The sequence below is a fragment of the Prochlorococcus sp. MIT 1342 genome (genome assembly GCF_047304495.1).
Taxonomy (GTDB): Bacteria; Cyanobacteriota; Cyanobacteriia; order PCC-6307; family Cyanobiaceae; genus Prochlorococcus; species Prochlorococcus marinus_D.
On sequence record NZ_CP138957.1, the window covers coordinates 863,350 to 878,906 of the forward strand.

Genomic DNA, 15,557 nt, shown 5'->3' on the forward strand with positions numbered 1-15,557 from the left:
CTGGATCAAGGCCCTGAGGGCGTGGCCTTTTTGCATGCCAGCAAGTCTTCTCGCAGTCGCTAAGCCTTGGTGTATTTCTGCCTGCTAAACATGATGATGTGTGCTAATCGAGAGCTGGAATTGACAGAACCAGACCCGGCAGTTTTAGACGCTCTTGTCACTAAGGCTTTAGAGCTTTCGGCAAGTGCAGGCGGGGAGTTGGAGCGCAGCTGCTGGATGGTGGTTCATGAGCATGCTCACGGAGTAAAGCCAACGGAGTACGACATCCGAGAAATTGACGAGCAGCTTTATCTGAAGGTTCTGGAGACCAGTCGATCCAGATCAGTTTGCTGAGATAGAGAGGCCTAATAACCTGCCGTAGCTTCTTAGACATCAGACGAGGAGCTAAGTATTGCTGCAACTCGCCGCTTATCGAAGGGAAGAACTCCACACCAGGAGTCGCCCTCCCTTCTGCTAGCACTCCGCAGCAGTTACAGCTGAACGCATTGCAGGTGAACTTGGCGTTCCCAATTCGGCTTTGGTTCATCTGTTAAAAGTTGGCCATGCGCACCCCTCACCATCAGGAGCCTTTCGTTAGTGCTAAGCCCCATTGCCAAGGGGTGACCCTCTTCAACGCCCCCTGACGTTTCTCAACAAAGGAGTTAGGACAAGACAAACCGCCTAAAAACCTTTGCCACCAGAACTATTGAGGCTCTATCTATTTGAGATTGGGATTGTTGTTATTGGTGCTGCTGCCTTCTTTGCCTGGCGTTTTGGAGGGAACGGTGAGGACGGCTGATTGACGGCCCAACCTCATAGTGTTCAGCTCAAAAGACTTGCTCGGCCTCATGGGTTTGATGTAACTGGGTAAGTGTTCCAAGTGCTTCCCCGCCCCTAAAAGAGCTAGGACAACAGGAGACACCTCGAAAACTATGGAAGACACCGCTGTTCAAGCAGGCGACAATTTGCGCTATCTGCTGGTTGCACTCGGTGTTATTGGTGGTGGTGGTCTAGCTGTCTGGCTTCAAAGGGACAAGAAAGCCGACAAGAAACCGAAGCAAAAACAATTTGTTCCCAAGAACACGAAAGGGTTTCAGTGATTGACTGCCCAAAACAAGTGATGAGATCACACCAAGTGCCCTGGGTTTTCATTTGGACTTTCAATCAGCCCAAGTGGCCGTGCAGCGATAGCGCGTGCTCATGGCAACAGCAATTGTTATGCACGACATGTCAGTGACAGTTTTACCTTGAGGGACTTTTCGCTGCGCCTGCGCCTGTGCCATCTGCTCCGATTCACCATCAGCCGTTGCCTCTCCTGCCCGAACGGAACCAGGCCAGGAGGCCAGCAGCACCAATAGCAACGATCCCACCGAATAGATAAAGCAATTCTTTCTGAACAAGGTTGTCCTCCATAGGTTCTGACCAGTCTCTTCTTGTCTTAGCTCCTTTGTTGAGAAACGTCAGGGCCGTAGAAGCGCAGAGCATCTTTAGCGCTGGGTTTCAGTAGTACATAGGCATTGACGCGTAGGTCTCGACGCTGAGGGCGGTCAGGAATGGCAAGACGCACTGTTGATCTGACTCAAAGGGGTATTGGTATCTGCGTTTTAAAGATGTTCTCGGCTGTAGTTCTCTAGATCGCCAGATTGAAGTGATCAAAGGCCGGCCGATGAAAGGCGTGCCGGCCCTCCTAAAAAAAAGAGAATCTACCTCCAAGTGGTTGAGGCCAGGGAGCTATCGAAAAAGACAGCAAGAAGAGGGCTGGATGGCCACGGCATCTCACTAGTAGTAAGGGTCGTGTCACCCTCCTGGTAATGGCCTCCAATCATCGGAGACCTGTGAAGGGCTATGCGCGAAGGTCTTCTCCAGATCCCTTTTGAATGAATCATCCCGACTGATTGGGCTGTGATCGCGTCCTGATTCAGTGTCTAGGCTGATTTCCTGTGAAAGTCTGATCTCCTTTGTTGCTCTGAACCACCCCAGTTCTTTGGCGATCCCAAAAAACGGCCAGATAGCGAAATAGAGGCAAATGATCGCAAGGCCTACATATCCACCGTTCAATTCCATACTGGAGAACTGACAAACGTTTGCTGTATTCAGCATGGCCACAAGAGGCAAGAACAGGAAGCGAACAGCACAAAGAGCAAAGAAACGGCTCGAAGCTCCTCTTGCTGAGGAGGAGAACAACAGCGAGTCGAAGAGTCAAGCGTTGAATCTTGGTTAAGCGAAGACGCTGTTGTTAGCGCTTGAGGAGACGATCGATTTTGAGTCGCGAAAACCGTACCAGAGACGTTCAAAACGGGATGTCGATCGCCGACCGGCCCTGGTTCTCACGACCCTTTTGGTTCGGTTGAACATTCTGGTGGAGTCAAACTGTAGGGGTCTTGAAGAGAACAATCATGTATTCACTATTCGATTCCGTCTTTGACGTTCCATTCGGCTACAGCATTCCTCGTGATCGCGTTGTTGTGATTCCTGATTCGCAGTACAACAAGCTGCGTGCCCAAGAAAACGAGCGCCAAGTTGCCAAACTTGAAGCTCGCAAAGAGCATCACTCTCAGGTGATTGAGCGCCTTAACGAGCAGATCGGCGAACTCCAAGCTGCCCTGCCAGCAGCTGAGCCAGACAAAGAGTTAGCGGCCACAAAAGAGTGACCGCTATCGGCAGCTGGAGTGGGACCCATCTGCCGTCGTTCGCTGGGATACAACGGTACGTTTTACGGGGCCTGCGGGCCCCTTTTTCTTGTATGAGTTGGTCAGTTGCTGATAAGTGACCGCAAGGGTTTCAAGAGATACAACCGGTCATAGAGATCGTCGTTGACAAGATAAGGCCTACCTGAACCCCCCCAATCAGATTCGGGGGTTCTTTTTTGTGTCCTTAGCAGCAAAAAATGCTTGTGCGATCCAGCCCCTTAGTGGTGCGAAAGGGGAGTGCTAGGGCGTTTAGAGATCGTTGATCGAAAGGAGTAATACTGCCTACTGACGCCTTATTTTTGCTTGCTTTGACCTAGATCAGGAGTCCGAGGACGTTGAAACCCTGAAAACCTGTACTGGACTTGAGGGCATTCGACGCGGGTGCCCTTCTTCATGTCAGTTATTTGTGCTACTTGCAGAGGAAATGGATATGTTCTTGTTGCTTGTGCTCAAACTCACTGCTGGCATTGAGCCAGGTCACTGCGTTTTGCAAGAGGTTGAGAGAACCTATCGATAGCGGTGAAGGATGAAAACAAAAAGTCGCCACCGCCCCAGGGGTAGAAAATAAATAAGCAAAAGCCCCGCACCATGGCGGGGCTTTTTGATGGTTAGTCATCGAAGTTATTCAGTCTCCTTTTGCTGCAGTTGATGCAGCCTGATGGCTGCAACCAGCAATCAACCAGATAATGAGTGCCCTTTTAAGCGTTCAATCCCAGTGCAGTGTTCCCTTCGCCTCTCCTTATCGCTTGCCTTTGCTTGGTGCTTTGCTCTTGCGGTAGATGGTCCAAAGTTCATTGATAGTTACTCCATCCTTGAAGCATAGGCGTCCATGTTCCTCTGGTCTTAAGCCGTAAACAGCTCAAAGCGGTATCTTCAAGCGGCAGCTTTCATCTTGAGTTCCATCCAATCAATCCACAATCTTTAACTCAGAGAAGGAATTACCACAACGCTTTGACTTACCTGTCTCTGCTATATCACGATGAAGCAGGTAGAGCGATTTGATTGATAGTATATCTAAGCATAATAGTTGCCTGATTCCAGGGAATTAGCTTTATAGGCTACTACCTGACTTGAGACTGAAGCTCCTTGGCTTAATGATCTAATTATCACTTATGCGCAGATCACTATTATTTATATATCCATGGCTAGGGTATCTGGATTGCCAGTATTATATTTAACAGCCTAAATATAATCGGTTAGTTCAGGCAGAAAAATAGAAGCTGTCTTAGGATTTAGCTTTTCAGTAAGATTAAAATATTTCTGATCAGTATCCTCCGAGGCCATAAAATCATTGTTAGCGCTCCATTCTTCATTGGAACCTGTTTCAAATTCATCATCTAGTGGGTTAGCTTTAGAGGCAATGCCTTTAGTTAGTTCTGGCAAAAGAGTAGAAACTACATTGGGATTGAGCTTTTCAATAAAGCGGAGATTTTTATAATAGTCTAACATTTTATCCTCAATACCGCTAATTTTGTCTAAATATCCCCAATCGATATCATCCGAGTCAATTAAGTCATCGTCAATACTCCATTTCTGATTGATGATTTTTTTAAATTTATTATCTACTAGATCCTCGTCCGTAATGGTATTGGTAGAAAAAACTCTTTTATTAGCAGCAGCGCTATCTGCAGCAATGTCCGATACGTCAATCGTTCTTGACGCCGAGCCGCCATCTGCATTGATATTCCATCCATTTGTTGAATCAAAATCAGTGAAACTTGGTCGGTTAATGATATTATTGAATGTAAGAATTGAATGCTTAGCACCGCCTGTTGTATTATAAAGTATGCCGTTACAGTTTTGCTTACCATCATCTCTCCATATACCTGTAGTGGCATCATAAAGTTTACCTTCCGCTGGGTTCCATTTAATAACAAGTTCGAAGCTATTGCCTTTTGATAAATAATTAGAGAGACCATCAATCAGAAGAATATTACTGCCACCCTTCCCATCTAGTTTTGTTACGGTACTTTTTTGCTCGATGCAACTTGTAGGATCAATATTAAAATCACTATGATAACTAATCATAACAATATCATCAAAATTGGAACCATCGATTTGTGAACCAGAACCAGTCGCAATCAAGTATGAAGGATGATTGAAAGTAATTCCTTTTGTACGCTGTTCTAGGTTTGAAAGATCAATTCCTTCTGTAGGCTGTTTTGCCTTTGAAAGATCAATATTACTTCCACCCGTTGAATGAATAGACTCTACTCCCTCAAGTGAATCTTTAGATAGAAGCTTGCTGCCCTTATCATTAATTATCGCTTCTAATTTATCGTCTGTATTAGTGCTAATAGTAATGGAATGGTCAAGTTTGCTATAATCGACCGTATCAAAGCCTGGGCCACCAATAACTTCGTCTATACCTAGACCTGGTGCAATAAAGTCATTACCTCGACCTCCTTTAATTTTGCTATTACCCTGATCTCCTGTGATACGGTCATTTCCTTGGTGAGTATGGACTTTGATTTGTTCGTCATTTTTAACTCCCCCTTCTACGTCTCGCTCGATAATTAGACGGTCATTAGCGATTGATGTGGTAATTTGCTGCGTGAGTGCATTACCCCTAAGGTAGTTCCACGTCGTATCTTTAGCTAAAACATAGCGTTTGTGGTCTCCAAATTCACGCACATGAAGAAGAGTGTCAAAGTATTCATCCTTGCTCCATACAGTACCTGCAATAAGAGCGTGTTGATCTTCATCTAACCATATCTCTCCAATTTTAGTTGTTTTATTGTCAGTTTCCTTTTCTGAAATGGCACCCATCATTATATCAATACGCCCGTCTGCTCTGTATTTAAGTGTTGGTCTGATGCCAGCATCGAAAATAATCTGATCTTGGCCAATTACAAAATCTCGAAATACATCGTTTGTCCGTGAATGTATAACTTTGATCGGATCAATCGAAAGTTTATCTGGTATAAGAGTTTTAACTTTGTTGCGTGTCTCATCGATCTTTTTCTTGATTTCAAGTTCTTGCTTAATGCGAGCATCTTCTTCTAGTTGGTTGATAATTCCTTCAACGAGAAATGCTCCAAAACCAATAAGACCGACAAATTTCTTGGCTGTTTTGGCCACTCCTTCTCCCCATCTTTTAGTAATTCTTTTTGTTGCTTGATCCTTAAGCAAATTCCCCCCCTCCTTTTTTACAAACCCAGCTAAGACTCCATCATTAAAGCTGCCTATTACTGGGATGCCTTTCATGATTCCTTTGTGAGTTTTTTGAATCTCGGCCTCACTTTCTGTTTGGAGAGCAGTATCATTGATAATGTTCAGAGCTTTTAATAGGTTTTCAGACCCTTTAATCTCAACATCTTGTGTATACTTACTTTCGTTATAAGCCTTTAAAGAAATTACATTATCGACATTCGGATTAAGCCTAAATTCCTTACCTGCTATTTGTGCATCATCTTTTTGTTCATAGGAGGCTGAATGAATGATTACAGGGGCATCATGCTTGTCCATCTTTTTAAATTTGCCATCAGCTTGATGAACTATATTTTTTGAATGATGACTCTTAAATCCCCAATTTTCAGCTACTGTACTTGTCTTACCGTTCCTTTCTATTGTCACATCATTAAATTTAACTTCGGTATTCTTAGAGAAAATAGTCCTGAATCGACCCGTTCCTTTTCCACCTTTGGCCTCGTTATCTATGAAATCGATATTGTCCAATTTTAAAGATGAATCTTGTGTGTCTGACGCAAAACTTGTGAAAACACCAAGAGCAGCTCCATCTCCCCCTTTACCTCCACTGCCAGCATTTTGGCGGTAGGGTTTTGACGCATTGGTGCCATCCGTAGCCCATTCGCCACCTTTTCCACCACGTCCTGACTGCGCAGCTGTCCAAGTCGCTGATCGACTTGTATTCCACGATTTAAAGATCGATAATCCAGAAACTTTATTGGTCCCAGCGTTTCCACCACCACCACCACCTGCACCCCCACCTGCTCCGTAAGCTCCATTCGCTCCATTACCACCTTTTCCACCACTTCCCCATACATTTGGATTGCTCTCCTCGTAAATTTGGTCTTGATGAGCCACACCACCACCTCCTCCTCCTCCTCCGCCTTGACCGCCTTCACCTAGCGAACGCCCATTTCGACCATCCCACCCGTCTCTACCTACAACTCCCCAGAGATGCCTAACAGAACCACCATGACCAGCTATACCCGATTTCGGACCCGGGTACACTGAATATGTAACGAGCCTATCAATACCTTGACCCAGACGGGTGCCAGAGGTGGAGAAGTAAGGCTTTGGCAAACCATTTAGACCGACCGGACGAACAACACTCTCAAACGGTATCGGGGAGACACCACCTGCACTAAAACCATGAAACCCTTCATTACGATCCTCATTCAATTCCTCTGGTGTGACAATAGTTGAATTCTCGTAACCGTGTCGATACCAACCATTTCCACCTGCTGCACCCGACTTCCCAATACCACCACTAACTTTGTTTTTTTGGATTACGCTATCTTTCCATGTTAAATGCCCACCCCAATGTAGAACTGCCGCTCCAGCCGCGAGACTTCCACCACTACCTCTGGTTGCTCCTCCTTTGACTTCATTGTTGACAAGATTGATTCGAGTTATATCAACGCGTGTTGGCTTATTACCATATAATGCCCCATCCATTTTTTCAGGACTATTAATCCCAAATAATGATCTCACCCTGTCAAGGGTTTTTTGGTTTGATCCGTCAATAGTAATATTTTTAGTGGCTCTGTTATTAATTAACCAGTCACCGCCATTAATAGTGTATTGATGAAGGTTGGTCTTTTGCATCGGCTTGATGCTAAAATTACCTATGAATGCGATTTCTATCGCCTTATCTTGCTTCGCGTATTTATGCCCTTGATCTATAGCAGCTCTTAGCGAGCCCGGTCCAGAGTCTTTGTTATTTGTGACCCATATTAATTCTCTATGAGTAGAAGACATTCTTGAGATCCTACGAACATACTAGAGCATAGTCATTTTTGTGCAAATTGGCAATATCTATTTTTTTTCAGAATTGCAGAAGTTACTGTTTAGTCTCAACCAAGAGAGAACTTATTGTATATTCAGAGCAACTGTTTAGCCTAGATAGGAGTCCATGGAATGCGGAAGACATTTAGAGTAAGGGAAGGTTAACAGTAGCGACAGATAAATATGTAAAAACCCTTGGCATGTATTTCTATTAATTACTGCCTCTTGTATAGTTATCGTTTCTGGGCATAAAAGTTGTCCCTGATTCACAGGATTACTTTTATAATCATACGAGACTTTATACTTCAAATTAAGCCAGTAACCTCATTAAAAAGAAAATATGCAAGCAGCTGCTCAGCAGATCTAGAGCTTCTAACTATTTGCTTATTGATAACCCACATCACTTCTGAGTTGAGCAACAACAGCCATAAGCCACTTCCGCTCAACCCTTGGGCTGGGATTTTCACCGTGACCGCTATAGGTTTTACGGATGCAAGGCTTTCCATCAACATCCCCGCGAACTTGTTGTTTCAAGCCCCTAAACAAGCAGGTAAGCGTTTTTAGAGCTTGGCCACACGCGACAACGTATTCGCTGCTCCAATGACTGAATTCAGCTGACCGGTACGAAAGCCTTCCTTCATAACGGCCTTCATCATGTGAACCATCTCAGCGACAACAACCTTGCGGTCATGGTTGACGTCATCAATAACAACCTGCCGTGCTTCATGCAGGTAGTTCCGTGCTTGGCGTTCATCGACACCCCACTCTGAGGCAGCGCAGCATTAGCCATGTGAGTGGATTGAGGGAGCATGGCTTTAGCAGAATTAGGCAAAGCGATAGCAATAGGTTGAGTGTCGATTACTTTCACGGCTTGGAGAGTTCCAGCATTCAGGGAATGCGTGGCTACCTGCCAGCATTAACTAGAAAGCTGATCAAGTCGCTTGACGATCTGATCAAGCAGCTCCTTATTGCGCTCGATCTTTTCTTCCAATTTGCCTAAGTAGATAGCCGTCAACTCAGCATTGGCCTTGTCGGCTTCGAGGAAAGCTTCCGTCAGTAGGTCAAAGCTGTCTTTTAAGCTGGTGTCAGGCTTCGGCTCAGTCTTCAACTGGTTGAAAGAGTGAGACATCATGTCGAGGCCGTGTCTTACTTCCATTCCCATTGGTTTAGTGCGCGTTTTGAGAGGTTTCCCTTAACCCCTTCACTCTTTCGGCATTGCTTTAAAAACTCATCACCCAATCCAGTGATTTATTTACCTCTGTTTTCCCCTAAATGGGGGTTATGTCTCTAGCCCTGTAGCGTTTGGTCTATGGAATTCGACCACCATTCAGAAGCTTTAAAGACTGCTCGCAGGAAGTGCCGTGAAGCCTTAGCAGGCAAAACATCTGTTGCCTGCATGGGGGATCGCTTAGCTCTCAATAGCTTTTGCCTCGTCAAGCCGATCTATGACTCCATTGCCGCTGCATCGACAACACAAGCAGAAGGCATAAAAGCGATTGGCAAACATCGCCCTGACATCCTTTTTACCTCTGATGACCTAGAGCAGGGATATGGGATCGACCTAGTCAAAGAAGCAAAGCTTGTTTCGACTGAGATCAAGGCACTGATCTTTCTTAGACGCGAAACGAAGGAAGTTGTCGATGAAGCCTTAGATGCTGGTGCCGATGGCGTGATGTTTGTTTCTTCTGTCGGGAGTGGTAATGGCGACTTCATTCAATCGCTACTGACGACACTCAAAGGCGGGATCTACTACCCAGCTGACGTACGTGATCTGGCGCGTGATAACAAACAGCTCAATGATGCCCCTGTTATCGACTATCAGCTCACAGAAAGGGAGCTAGAGGTTCTCAATGCAATTGTCGGAGGGCTTTCCAATAAAGGAATCTCTGAGTCCCTTTTCGTCTCGACTGAAACCGTCAAAAGCCATGTGAGCACAATCATCAGCAAGCTTGGGGTGCGTGATCGAACTCAAGCAGCTGTCTTTGCGATCAGACATCGCATCGTCGGGTGAGCACGTTCAAAGAGTTTCCCCTAGGTCAGTAGCGTCAGCCCTCTGAAACGATGTCTAGATAAGCGTTGACTAGGCGTAGCTTGCGTTCGTCAGACAAAAGCTCCGTTGTGGTGTCGCAGTTTAGTTTTTCTAAAATTTCAGCTCTAAATTTATCGAAGTAGTTGATTAGTTTTTGTTTTTCATCCATCGTTCAACTGAAACTAAGTATTCAATCACAGCTTCCCGTTGAGAGTCATTTTCAACATCCCCCACATGGGGGAATAGTTCCAGAATTCTTTCCCCCGTTTAGGTGATGTAGTTCCAGGCTGATTCAGAGATGGTGAATGTGTTCTATTGGATACTCTCCATCAAACAAATGCAAACTCAATTACTCAACAAGATCGTCAAGTGTTACAACACTAAAACCTCAGCTCTTACAAAGGTTGATGAAGGTTTTACCTTGATTGAACTCATGGTTGTAATCGTGATTGTCGGTATCCTTTCTGCTGTAGGTGCTCCACAGCTCCTTAACGCACAAAATGCTGCTAAAAATTCCACAGCTAAGACAACTGTTGTCAATCAAGCTAAGGAATGCACAGCTGCACTGATGGTTGGTGATGGCTCTGACTTCACCAAGGTTGCTAAACCTAGCGGTTTAGAAGATTACACATTGACTAGCGCTTCTAGTGGTGTTGATACCTGTGCCGATGACAGTGTATTCGCTGCAACTGGTCCTGATGAAACCTGGACTGTCACTTTGACTGACGGTTTCCCTAGTTCCCCTGTTGAAGGATGATCCAATGCCCCCCTTCTCTGGGGGTTTTTTTCTCATTGGAGGTAATCATTATGAACATCACTTCTATGCTGGTTGGCATCACTGTCATGGGCATTGCTGCCCCTCAGATAGCACATATTTCCTTACAACCAGTCATTGCCCAGAAGAGAGCAGAGAACTTTGGCGTAGCTGAATCTGCTGCTGTTATATTCGCTGCCCAATATGAAGGCGGAGAAGATGAACCTGTCGCAACCGATGTCTGTAGCACTACGGACTTAGGTAAACGCTCCTGGCAAGTTACTTGCACAGAAGGTGAAGGTAGGTTCGTTGCAGAAGTTACTCGTGCTTTTAGGTTAATGCCTGAAATTTCTCAAGAGTACACTAACCCTGACAGGCAGTTCGCCTTTGAAGCACCCCTTAAATACTCACACGTTGAATGTCCACCAAATGACCAATGGGGTGTGATGTGGTACAACGAACACCTGAAGGCAGGTAACCTTAATGCCTGCATTCCATCTCCAGCCTGGTCTGAAGCTAGATATCTGGAATCAAACCCAGATGACTGGCTCTATGACCTATCTGACCATGGATACGGTAGGCATCCAGATTACTGAAAGTTCCCTAGCCGCTTAACCGGTAACTGCACAGGATTTACTCATGCATCTGCACCAAGTGGTGTGACTTATATAGCACCTGCTTCTGTCGCTGTCTTTTATGCTGATGGCAAAACTGAATCATGGAGCATTGCGGTCACTGATGGATTCCCTCAGACGCCAGTTAAGTCATCTATTTGACAACCTTCACACCCCTCTTGTCGGGGGGTGTATTCCTTTGTGTTACTACCAAGGAGGACAAAATGTAACTAGTAACCACAATGATTGTTTTATCCATTTTGGGTTTCACAGTCTCTATTGTTGCTGTAATGGCTTTAATGCCAACAGTGGCACAGGCTAAATCCACTAACTTAAGCAATGCAGAGAATGATGCCAACATCTTTGCTGCTAGATCTAGAGCAGATGATGCACTAGCAACTGTTCCAGATAACTGCACTTTAGATCCTCAAGAGAATCTGGTTTATTCCATTGAAAGTCTTGAAGGACAAGGAAATTACGCCAACTGGCTAGACGTTCCTTTGAACTTCAAGCTACAGATGACCAGACAGAAATACTAACTGATTCAGATGTCGCTACCACCCTTTGTGAAGGTGATGAATCTGAATCAGGGCACTATGATTCTGATGCTAGCTGGCACTGGCGGAATAACGAAGGTTGTACTTCCCAAAAGAACAGTGATTTCGATCGTAATCGCTAAAACCATTTGACTTACTCCTCTCTAGGTGGGGGGTATTTCTTTGTTGTCTCCAGATATCATCATGAACGCAAGATTGGCTTCATTAAGCACCATATTGGCTTTATCTCTCGCTCAAGCCACTCCAAACGCTATGGCAAATCCTTCCAACCTCTACCCCGCTTGCTGCCACAGCAACGGGAAAACAACCATCTGATTGGTCTTTGTATCGCCTGATCGTTGTTAGAGCTTGGCCACACGCGACAACGTATTGGCAGCTCCAATGACTGAGTAAATACTATTCTGGCTAAAACACTATAAAGGACACTTCCATATCAGGTGTTTTTTATTTCTTTGACCACTTCACTATTCGCTTAAAATGCTATCGGATACCTGGTATATTGAGTTGCAGAAAGTTGCCTTGATGTCTTGTCTAGTAGGCATTAGCGAGCAATAGTTTTTCGTATTTATAACAAATCTATCGAAAATCTATCTACCCTAAAACTACTTATATTCCTAGCTTAATCACTAAAGTCTAAGCGTTTGATTACTGTCGCAGACTCTATTGCTACAGCGAAATTTACTGCTACTTGATGCCGATAATCATGGATTTAGTTAAGCCGAATGCTCTAACACTGATTTCGGATGATACAGCTGCGGAAGAAGCACCCATTCAATTTGCCGGTAAAGCAAAAGAACCCAAAAGCACCTTTCAAAACACCATCTATAGCAATATCTGCAGTGGCTCCAGGTAATAAAAAACCCAGCAAGTTGCGGGGCTGAATCCTCGTGATTCGCGTGGTCAGGTGCAAGGGCCCCAAGGACCGCAGCTGGATATGTATCAATCTCATGGTTGTCTACACCAGACTCTGAATCTGACCCGAGGGGACAATCACTGACCGGTGGGCCGTCACCACATTCGCGCTTGTGCTTGCGTTGATCACGTTTTGCTTTGCGGGCATCTCGACGAGCCTATCGCTCAGTTTTCCCACCTTCAGAAATGGTTTGAAGCTGCTCAAGCGTTAGTTCAATGTTGGTCATGATTTTGTTTGAGTAGGGGAGGTCATCCCTCCGACTCACACATAATCTCAGGATTCAGCAGGCCATGAGATGAACCAGGTCAACGCCTTGTGTGAAGTTAATTACAAAAACTCAAGAACTAGTTATCGCAGGTGATAACACCTGACACAAGCCCTTTTCCAGAATGGTCTGGAATGACTAAATGCTGTTTAAGCATGCGAGCTCCCAATTGCAATTGGGAGCAGCGTTGCCGTGGGTGGCCCGTGGTATTTAATACCCCGTTGCACGGGGCATTGTTTGGTCGTAATTATTCAACCCACTATGGGCCAGCAACCCCAGAACCTAAAGGGACTAACGCTATCTGAAGCAAGGCACCCACGAGAGTTAGACCACTACTAAAAGAGCTGAATCAAACACTTTCCCATGGGCCTTTGGTTAATTTAGCGCCATCTGAACCAGGCCATGGAGGCATGGTCACTACATGCGCTACAGCTTCCAACTGTCCATTATTACGAAATTGCATCGCTCCACCGCAAGGTGCATGTAACGCGGTGCCAGCATTAAAAGGCACATGTCTTTCAATGCCTTCATGCTTTATCCAAAATACCCCTTCCCCTTGAATAAAATACCATATTTCTTCTGTACATAATTGAATGGCAGCATGTGAAATAAAGCCAGGGGCGAAACGGCACAAGTAGGTATTTCCATGCTCAGTTTGAAGCATAAACTCCATTACACTGCCATCATCAGCCCTGCCTAACACCCGCTCCTCAGGCTGGCATACTTGCTTAAGAGTTTCTGACGACGGCATTTTTGTTTTATCTGCGTGATCAGAATGCTTCTCATTCATTTGTTGTTCATCATTTAATCTTCTAAGCTAATTATAACGTATATATTGAAAATATAATTATAAACACATAAAGTAAGAACAAGGTGGACTTCCTCCGATCAAAACAGCCATCAGGCAAGGATAAGACTCTTGATCTCGATAGTGCTTGAGCCAATAGTGGCTTCGAAGGCTGCTTTTAGTGCTGGCAATTCCCAGACAATGGTCAGATAATTACGCCCAAGCTTCTCAGTTTGGCATAGCAATTGTGACGCCAAGCCAGCGACTTCAGTTAAAGAAAGGGTGACGTTTGGCAAAGACTTTTTCTTGCCCCGCGGCTGTTGACTCAGCAAGGGACGGTAACTGAGGAGGATGATTTGCCATCATGGATAAAGGTGATGGATTTGTATTGGATGCCGCTTTGGGAGAAGTAAGTCAACCAGGTGCCGTTAGGGAAAGGCATGAACTAGTTGGTCGTAAGACCAGGTTAAGTTCCAGGAACAGCCTTGGTAGCCGTATGGGCTCTATTGCCGAGTTACGAGAAGAGATGTTGGTAATGGAGAAGTATTGGGAGCGAGGAATCGAGTTCAGGGGTGAGTGTGTATTGGATTAGGAAGAGTTTGGAGAGTGGGGAGCTGCATGTATGAGTGCGATGGTGGTGATGGGACTTGATGGGATGCAGTTTGTGATCAAGTCGAGATTGGAGGCGTTAGCTACCCCCCCATTGAGAAGTTGAGTCAGGTAGCGGGCCACCTCTTCGCTGTATTGGCTGAGCAGTGATAGCGATCAGCGATCTGTTGCCAGGAGTAGCCCATATGTCGATAGCGCTGGATTCTGGTGTGACGTGATTCGTTAGCCCAGAGAAGGATTAGGCGAGGGAGCAAGAAGAGAACTGCTGCCCATGCCAAAAGCCAAGTGCAAGTTATTGGTTTTAAAAGCTTGTGGGTGTTTGCAGGAGGTGGCTCAAAGCAATCGCTGCCGACAGCCCTTCGCCACAGGAAATCCACGTAGACGTGATTGGTGCGCTTGCTTCTAATTTGAGGGGACTGCTCCACACTGGCCGTCCATTGAGAGAGCCATCCCTCTTTATCGAGCTTCGTTATAGGCCATACCCATTGTCTTCAGGAGGTATTTCAGGAGGAACTGTGCCTGTGCCTTCTAACGCTTCCCCGATCAGAGCAATCTCTTGAGGAGTACTCGGAAGGTGGTAAACACCAGAAAGCAGCTGACGGGCATGACCCCGCAAGCTGTCGTCACTTGTCTCTTGGGTAAATCGAACAGTATCTTTTATCAGTTGGAGCGTTTCAGCATCAACCTCATCGGCTGCCTGCCAACGTTCGAACAGCTCGTCGAAGTAGGTCTGATTCATCGTCCTCACCCTCAATAATTTCAAAAGGGATCCCTGGTGACGCGTCACCTTAATGTGCCGACTCAATCTGTTACACCTACGTAATAATCAAAACGTGCAGTTCTAGGTCAGAAGGATGGACCAATAGGGCCTGAATTATGGACCCATCTACCGCAAGAGTAACGTAAGCAAGAAATGGGAGCGCACTGAACCTCGTCGACTCAATACCCTGTTAGTCAAAGAATCAGATAGCACTCCTATCGACTTCAACCTGCAGGGCCTTCTACAGATTGGCGAACAACTGCCGCCATTAGAACAACAAGCCAACGCTGGTGATGCGCTTGGCACTTATCTCAAGCGCAAGGCGATATGGCATCAACTACGACAAGACGCTGATCAGGCTGGTGAGGTATTAAAGCCCTATACCTTCCGCCATCGTTATGCCAAAGCATCACATGATGCAGGTCTACCGATAGTGAACATCGCCCAAGCCATGGTGCACACGATTGAGGTGCACCTGAGTAGCTATGCCCGCTTTACCCCAGATGCAACAGCAGACCTTTATGCGCAGGTGAATGTGGGTACTGCGCTAGAGAAGAGAAATTGGATTTCACCATTTCGGGGATGCATTTTCAACCCTCACTAAACGTTGCTTGAGTGCTATCGAT

23 protein-coding genes are annotated in these 15,557 nt (G+C 45.6%); 11 read left to right on the forward strand and 12 right to left on the reverse strand.

Annotation, left to right across the window (positions count from 1 at the left end; translation table 11 throughout):
* Positions 1 to 90 precede the first annotated feature (90 nt).
* Together SIB79_RS04620 and SIB79_RS04625 are read left to right on the forward strand one after the other, a co-directional pair.
* The gene (locus SIB79_RS04620; protein WP_052646222.1) at positions 91 to 333 is read left to right on the forward strand and encodes a hypothetical protein; all 243 of its coding nucleotides are present in this window, start codon (positions 91 to 93) and stop codon (positions 331 to 333) included.
* 578 nt (positions 334 to 911) lie between these two features.
* Positions 912 to 1,079 carry a hypothetical protein gene (locus SIB79_RS04625; RefSeq protein ID WP_155724574.1) on the forward strand — a complete coding sequence of 56 codons (168 nt, stop codon included), beginning with the start codon at positions 912 to 914 and terminating at the stop codon, positions 1,077 to 1,079.
* A 60-nt stretch (positions 1,080 to 1,139) separates the two neighbouring features.
* On the opposite strand, the gene SIB79_RS04630 is transcribed toward SIB79_RS04625, so the two are convergent.
* Positions 1,140 to 1,349, reverse strand: coding sequence for a hypothetical protein (locus SIB79_RS04630; protein WP_081215623.1), 210 nt, complete (start codon positions 1,347 to 1,349; stop codon positions 1,140 to 1,142).
* Between the two features lie 68 nt (positions 1,350 to 1,417).
* A complete protein-coding gene (locus SIB79_RS04635; protein WP_268873532.1) occupies positions 1,418 to 1,546 on the reverse strand; it encodes a hypothetical protein in 129 nt (42 codons plus the stop codon).
* Between the two features lie 30 nt (positions 1,547 to 1,576).
* On the opposite strand from SIB79_RS04635, the gene SIB79_RS04640 reads away from it, so the two are divergent.
* Positions 1,577 to 1,762 (forward strand): hypothetical protein, encoded by a 186-nt coding sequence (locus SIB79_RS04640; protein WP_236072520.1) that lies wholly within the window; start codon positions 1,577 to 1,579, stop codon positions 1,760 to 1,762.
* Between the two features lie 14 nt (positions 1,763 to 1,776).
* On the opposite strand, the gene SIB79_RS04645 is transcribed toward SIB79_RS04640, so the two are convergent.
* Positions 1,777 to 2,163, reverse strand: a complete 387-nt coding sequence (locus SIB79_RS04645) for a hypothetical protein (protein ID WP_063403032.1) — start codon at positions 2,161 to 2,163, stop codon at positions 1,777 to 1,779.
* A gap of 212 nt (positions 2,164 to 2,375) precedes the next feature.
* On the opposite strand from SIB79_RS04645, the gene SIB79_RS04650 reads away from it, so the two are divergent.
* Complete coding sequence (locus SIB79_RS04650) at positions 2,376 to 2,630, forward strand: guanylate-binding protein (RefSeq protein WP_011825842.1); 255 nt, start codon at positions 2,376 to 2,378, stop codon at positions 2,628 to 2,630.
* Between the two features lie 1,221 nt (positions 2,631 to 3,851).
* Here the strand turns inward: SIB79_RS04650 and SIB79_RS04655 are convergent.
* Entirely contained in the window at positions 3,852 to 7,616 is a 3,765-nt protein-coding gene (locus SIB79_RS04655; protein ID WP_063403033.1) for a hypothetical protein, read from the reverse strand.
* A gap of 438 nt (positions 7,617 to 8,054) precedes the next feature.
* Between SIB79_RS04655 and SIB79_RS04660 the strand changes: the two genes are divergently transcribed.
* Positions 8,055 to 8,207 (forward strand): hypothetical protein, encoded by a 153-nt coding sequence (locus SIB79_RS04660; RefSeq protein ID WP_196757577.1) that lies wholly within the window; start codon positions 8,055 to 8,057, stop codon positions 8,205 to 8,207.
* Between the two features lie 88 nt (positions 8,208 to 8,295).
* On the opposite strand, the gene SIB79_RS04665 is transcribed toward SIB79_RS04660, so the two are convergent.
* Complete coding sequence (locus tag SIB79_RS04665) at positions 8,296 to 8,433, reverse strand: hypothetical protein (protein ID WP_413681153.1); 138 nt, start codon at positions 8,431 to 8,433, stop codon at positions 8,296 to 8,298.
* Between the two features lie 126 nt (positions 8,434 to 8,559).
* Positions 8,560 to 8,775 (reverse strand): hypothetical protein, encoded by a 216-nt coding sequence (locus tag SIB79_RS04670; protein WP_236072430.1) that lies wholly within the window; start codon positions 8,773 to 8,775, stop codon positions 8,560 to 8,562.
* Positions 8,776 to 8,952: 177 nt separating this feature from the next.
* Between SIB79_RS04670 and SIB79_RS04675 the strand changes: the two genes are divergently transcribed.
* On the forward strand, positions 8,953 to 9,654 hold the full coding sequence (locus SIB79_RS04675; RefSeq protein WP_413681154.1) for a DNA-binding response regulator: 702 nt from the start codon (positions 8,953 to 8,955) through the stop codon (positions 9,652 to 9,654).
* Positions 9,655 to 9,688: 34 nt separating this feature from the next.
* On the opposite strand, the gene SIB79_RS04680 is transcribed toward SIB79_RS04675, so the two are convergent.
* Complete coding sequence (locus SIB79_RS04680) at positions 9,689 to 9,841, reverse strand: hypothetical protein (RefSeq protein WP_236072682.1); 153 nt, start codon at positions 9,839 to 9,841, stop codon at positions 9,689 to 9,691.
* A 129-nt stretch (positions 9,842 to 9,970) separates the two neighbouring features.
* Between SIB79_RS04680 and SIB79_RS04685 the strand changes: the two genes are divergently transcribed.
* From SIB79_RS04685 to SIB79_RS04695, 3 genes are all read left to right on the forward strand, one after another.
* Complete coding sequence (locus SIB79_RS04685) at positions 9,971 to 10,429, forward strand: prepilin-type N-terminal cleavage/methylation domain-containing protein (protein ID WP_063404100.1); 459 nt, start codon at positions 9,971 to 9,973, stop codon at positions 10,427 to 10,429.
* Positions 10,430 to 10,515: 86 nt separating this feature from the next.
* The gene (locus SIB79_RS04690) at positions 10,516 to 11,022 is read left to right on the forward strand and encodes a hypothetical protein (protein WP_413681155.1); all 507 of its coding nucleotides are present in this window, start codon (positions 10,516 to 10,518) and stop codon (positions 11,020 to 11,022) included.
* 260 nt (positions 11,023 to 11,282) lie between these two features.
* Positions 11,283 to 11,579: a hypothetical protein gene (locus SIB79_RS04695; RefSeq protein WP_155724676.1), complete on the forward strand. Its 297-nt coding sequence runs from the start codon at positions 11,283 to 11,285 to the stop codon at positions 11,577 to 11,579.
* Between the two features lie 1,088 nt (positions 11,580 to 12,667).
* Here SIB79_RS04695 and SIB79_RS04700 read toward each other — a convergent pair.
* From SIB79_RS04700 to SIB79_RS04710, 3 genes are all read right to left on the reverse strand, one after another.
* Positions 12,668 to 12,736 (reverse strand): CCRG-2 family RiPP, encoded by a 69-nt coding sequence (locus SIB79_RS04700; protein WP_413681173.1) that lies wholly within the window; start codon positions 12,734 to 12,736, stop codon positions 12,668 to 12,670.
* A gap of 388 nt (positions 12,737 to 13,124) precedes the next feature.
* Positions 13,125 to 13,565: a cupin domain-containing protein gene (locus SIB79_RS04705; RefSeq protein ID WP_063404097.1), complete on the reverse strand. Its 441-nt coding sequence runs from the start codon at positions 13,563 to 13,565 to the stop codon at positions 13,125 to 13,127.
* Positions 13,566 to 13,675: 110 nt separating this feature from the next.
* Positions 13,676 to 13,894 (reverse strand): hypothetical protein, encoded by a 219-nt coding sequence (locus tag SIB79_RS04710; protein ID WP_155724674.1) that lies wholly within the window; start codon positions 13,892 to 13,894, stop codon positions 13,676 to 13,678.
* A gap of 32 nt (positions 13,895 to 13,926) precedes the next feature.
* Here SIB79_RS04710 and SIB79_RS04715 point away from each other — a divergent pair, with 32 nt between their 5' ends.
* A complete protein-coding gene (locus tag SIB79_RS04715) occupies positions 13,927 to 14,154 on the forward strand; it encodes a hypothetical protein (protein WP_063404095.1) in 228 nt (75 codons plus the stop codon).
* A 124-nt stretch (positions 14,155 to 14,278) separates the two neighbouring features.
* Here the strand turns inward: SIB79_RS04715 and SIB79_RS04720 are convergent, their stop codons facing one another.
* Complete coding sequence (locus SIB79_RS04720; RefSeq protein ID WP_063404094.1) at positions 14,279 to 14,596, reverse strand: hypothetical protein; 318 nt, start codon at positions 14,594 to 14,596, stop codon at positions 14,279 to 14,281.
* Between the two features lie 44 nt (positions 14,597 to 14,640).
* Positions 14,641 to 14,910, reverse strand: coding sequence for a hypothetical protein (locus tag SIB79_RS04725; RefSeq protein WP_063404093.1), 270 nt, complete (start codon positions 14,908 to 14,910; stop codon positions 14,641 to 14,643).
* A gap of 454 nt (positions 14,911 to 15,364) precedes the next feature.
* Between SIB79_RS04725 and SIB79_RS04730 the strand changes: the two genes are divergently transcribed.
* Entirely contained in the window at positions 15,365 to 15,535 is a 171-nt protein-coding gene (locus SIB79_RS04730; RefSeq protein ID WP_236072681.1) for a hypothetical protein, read from the forward strand.
* The last annotated feature ends 22 nt before the right edge of the window (positions 15,536 to 15,557 follow it).

Excerpts from the sequence above, each read along its gene's own strand:
- SIB79_RS04620 (WP_052646222.1), top strand. The coding sequence starts at position 91 with ATGATGATGTGTGCTAATCGAGAGCTGGAATTGACAGAACCAGACCCG.
- SIB79_RS04625 (WP_155724574.1), top strand. The coding sequence starts at position 912 with ATGGAAGACACCGCTGTTCAAGCAGGCGACAATTTGCGCTATCTGCTG.
- SIB79_RS04650 (WP_011825842.1), top strand. The coding sequence starts at position 2,376 with ATGTATTCACTATTCGATTCCGTCTTTGACGTTCCATTCGGCTACAGC.
- SIB79_RS04655 (WP_063403033.1), bottom strand. The coding sequence starts at position 7,616 with ATGTCTTCTACTCATAGAGAATTAATATGGGTCACAAATAACAAAGAC.
- SIB79_RS04665 (WP_413681153.1), bottom strand. The coding sequence starts at position 8,433 with ATGGCTAATGCTGCGCTGCCTCAGAGTGGGGTGTCGATGAACGCCAAG.
- SIB79_RS04670 (WP_236072430.1), bottom strand. The coding sequence starts at position 8,775 with ATGATGTCTCACTCTTTCAACCAGTTGAAGACTGAGCCGAAGCCTGAC.
- SIB79_RS04675 (WP_413681154.1), top strand. The coding sequence starts at position 8,953 with ATGGAATTCGACCACCATTCAGAAGCTTTAAAGACTGCTCGCAGGAAG.
- SIB79_RS04680 (WP_236072682.1), bottom strand. The coding sequence starts at position 9,841 with ATGGATGAAAAACAAAAACTAATCAACTACTTCGATAAATTTAGAGCT.
- SIB79_RS04685 (WP_063404100.1), top strand. The coding sequence starts at position 9,971 with ATGGTGAATGTGTTCTATTGGATACTCTCCATCAAACAAATGCAAACT.
- SIB79_RS04690 (WP_413681155.1), top strand. The coding sequence starts at position 10,516 with ATGGGCATTGCTGCCCCTCAGATAGCACATATTTCCTTACAACCAGTC.
- SIB79_RS04695 (WP_155724676.1), top strand. The coding sequence starts at position 11,283 with ATGATTGTTTTATCCATTTTGGGTTTCACAGTCTCTATTGTTGCTGTA.
- SIB79_RS04705 (WP_063404097.1), bottom strand. The coding sequence starts at position 13,565 with ATGAATGAGAAGCATTCTGATCACGCAGATAAAACAAAAATGCCGTCG.
- SIB79_RS04715 (WP_063404095.1), top strand. The coding sequence starts at position 13,927 with ATGGATAAAGGTGATGGATTTGTATTGGATGCCGCTTTGGGAGAAGTA.
- SIB79_RS04725 (WP_063404093.1), bottom strand. The coding sequence starts at position 14,910 with ATGAATCAGACCTACTTCGACGAGCTGTTCGAACGTTGGCAGGCAGCC.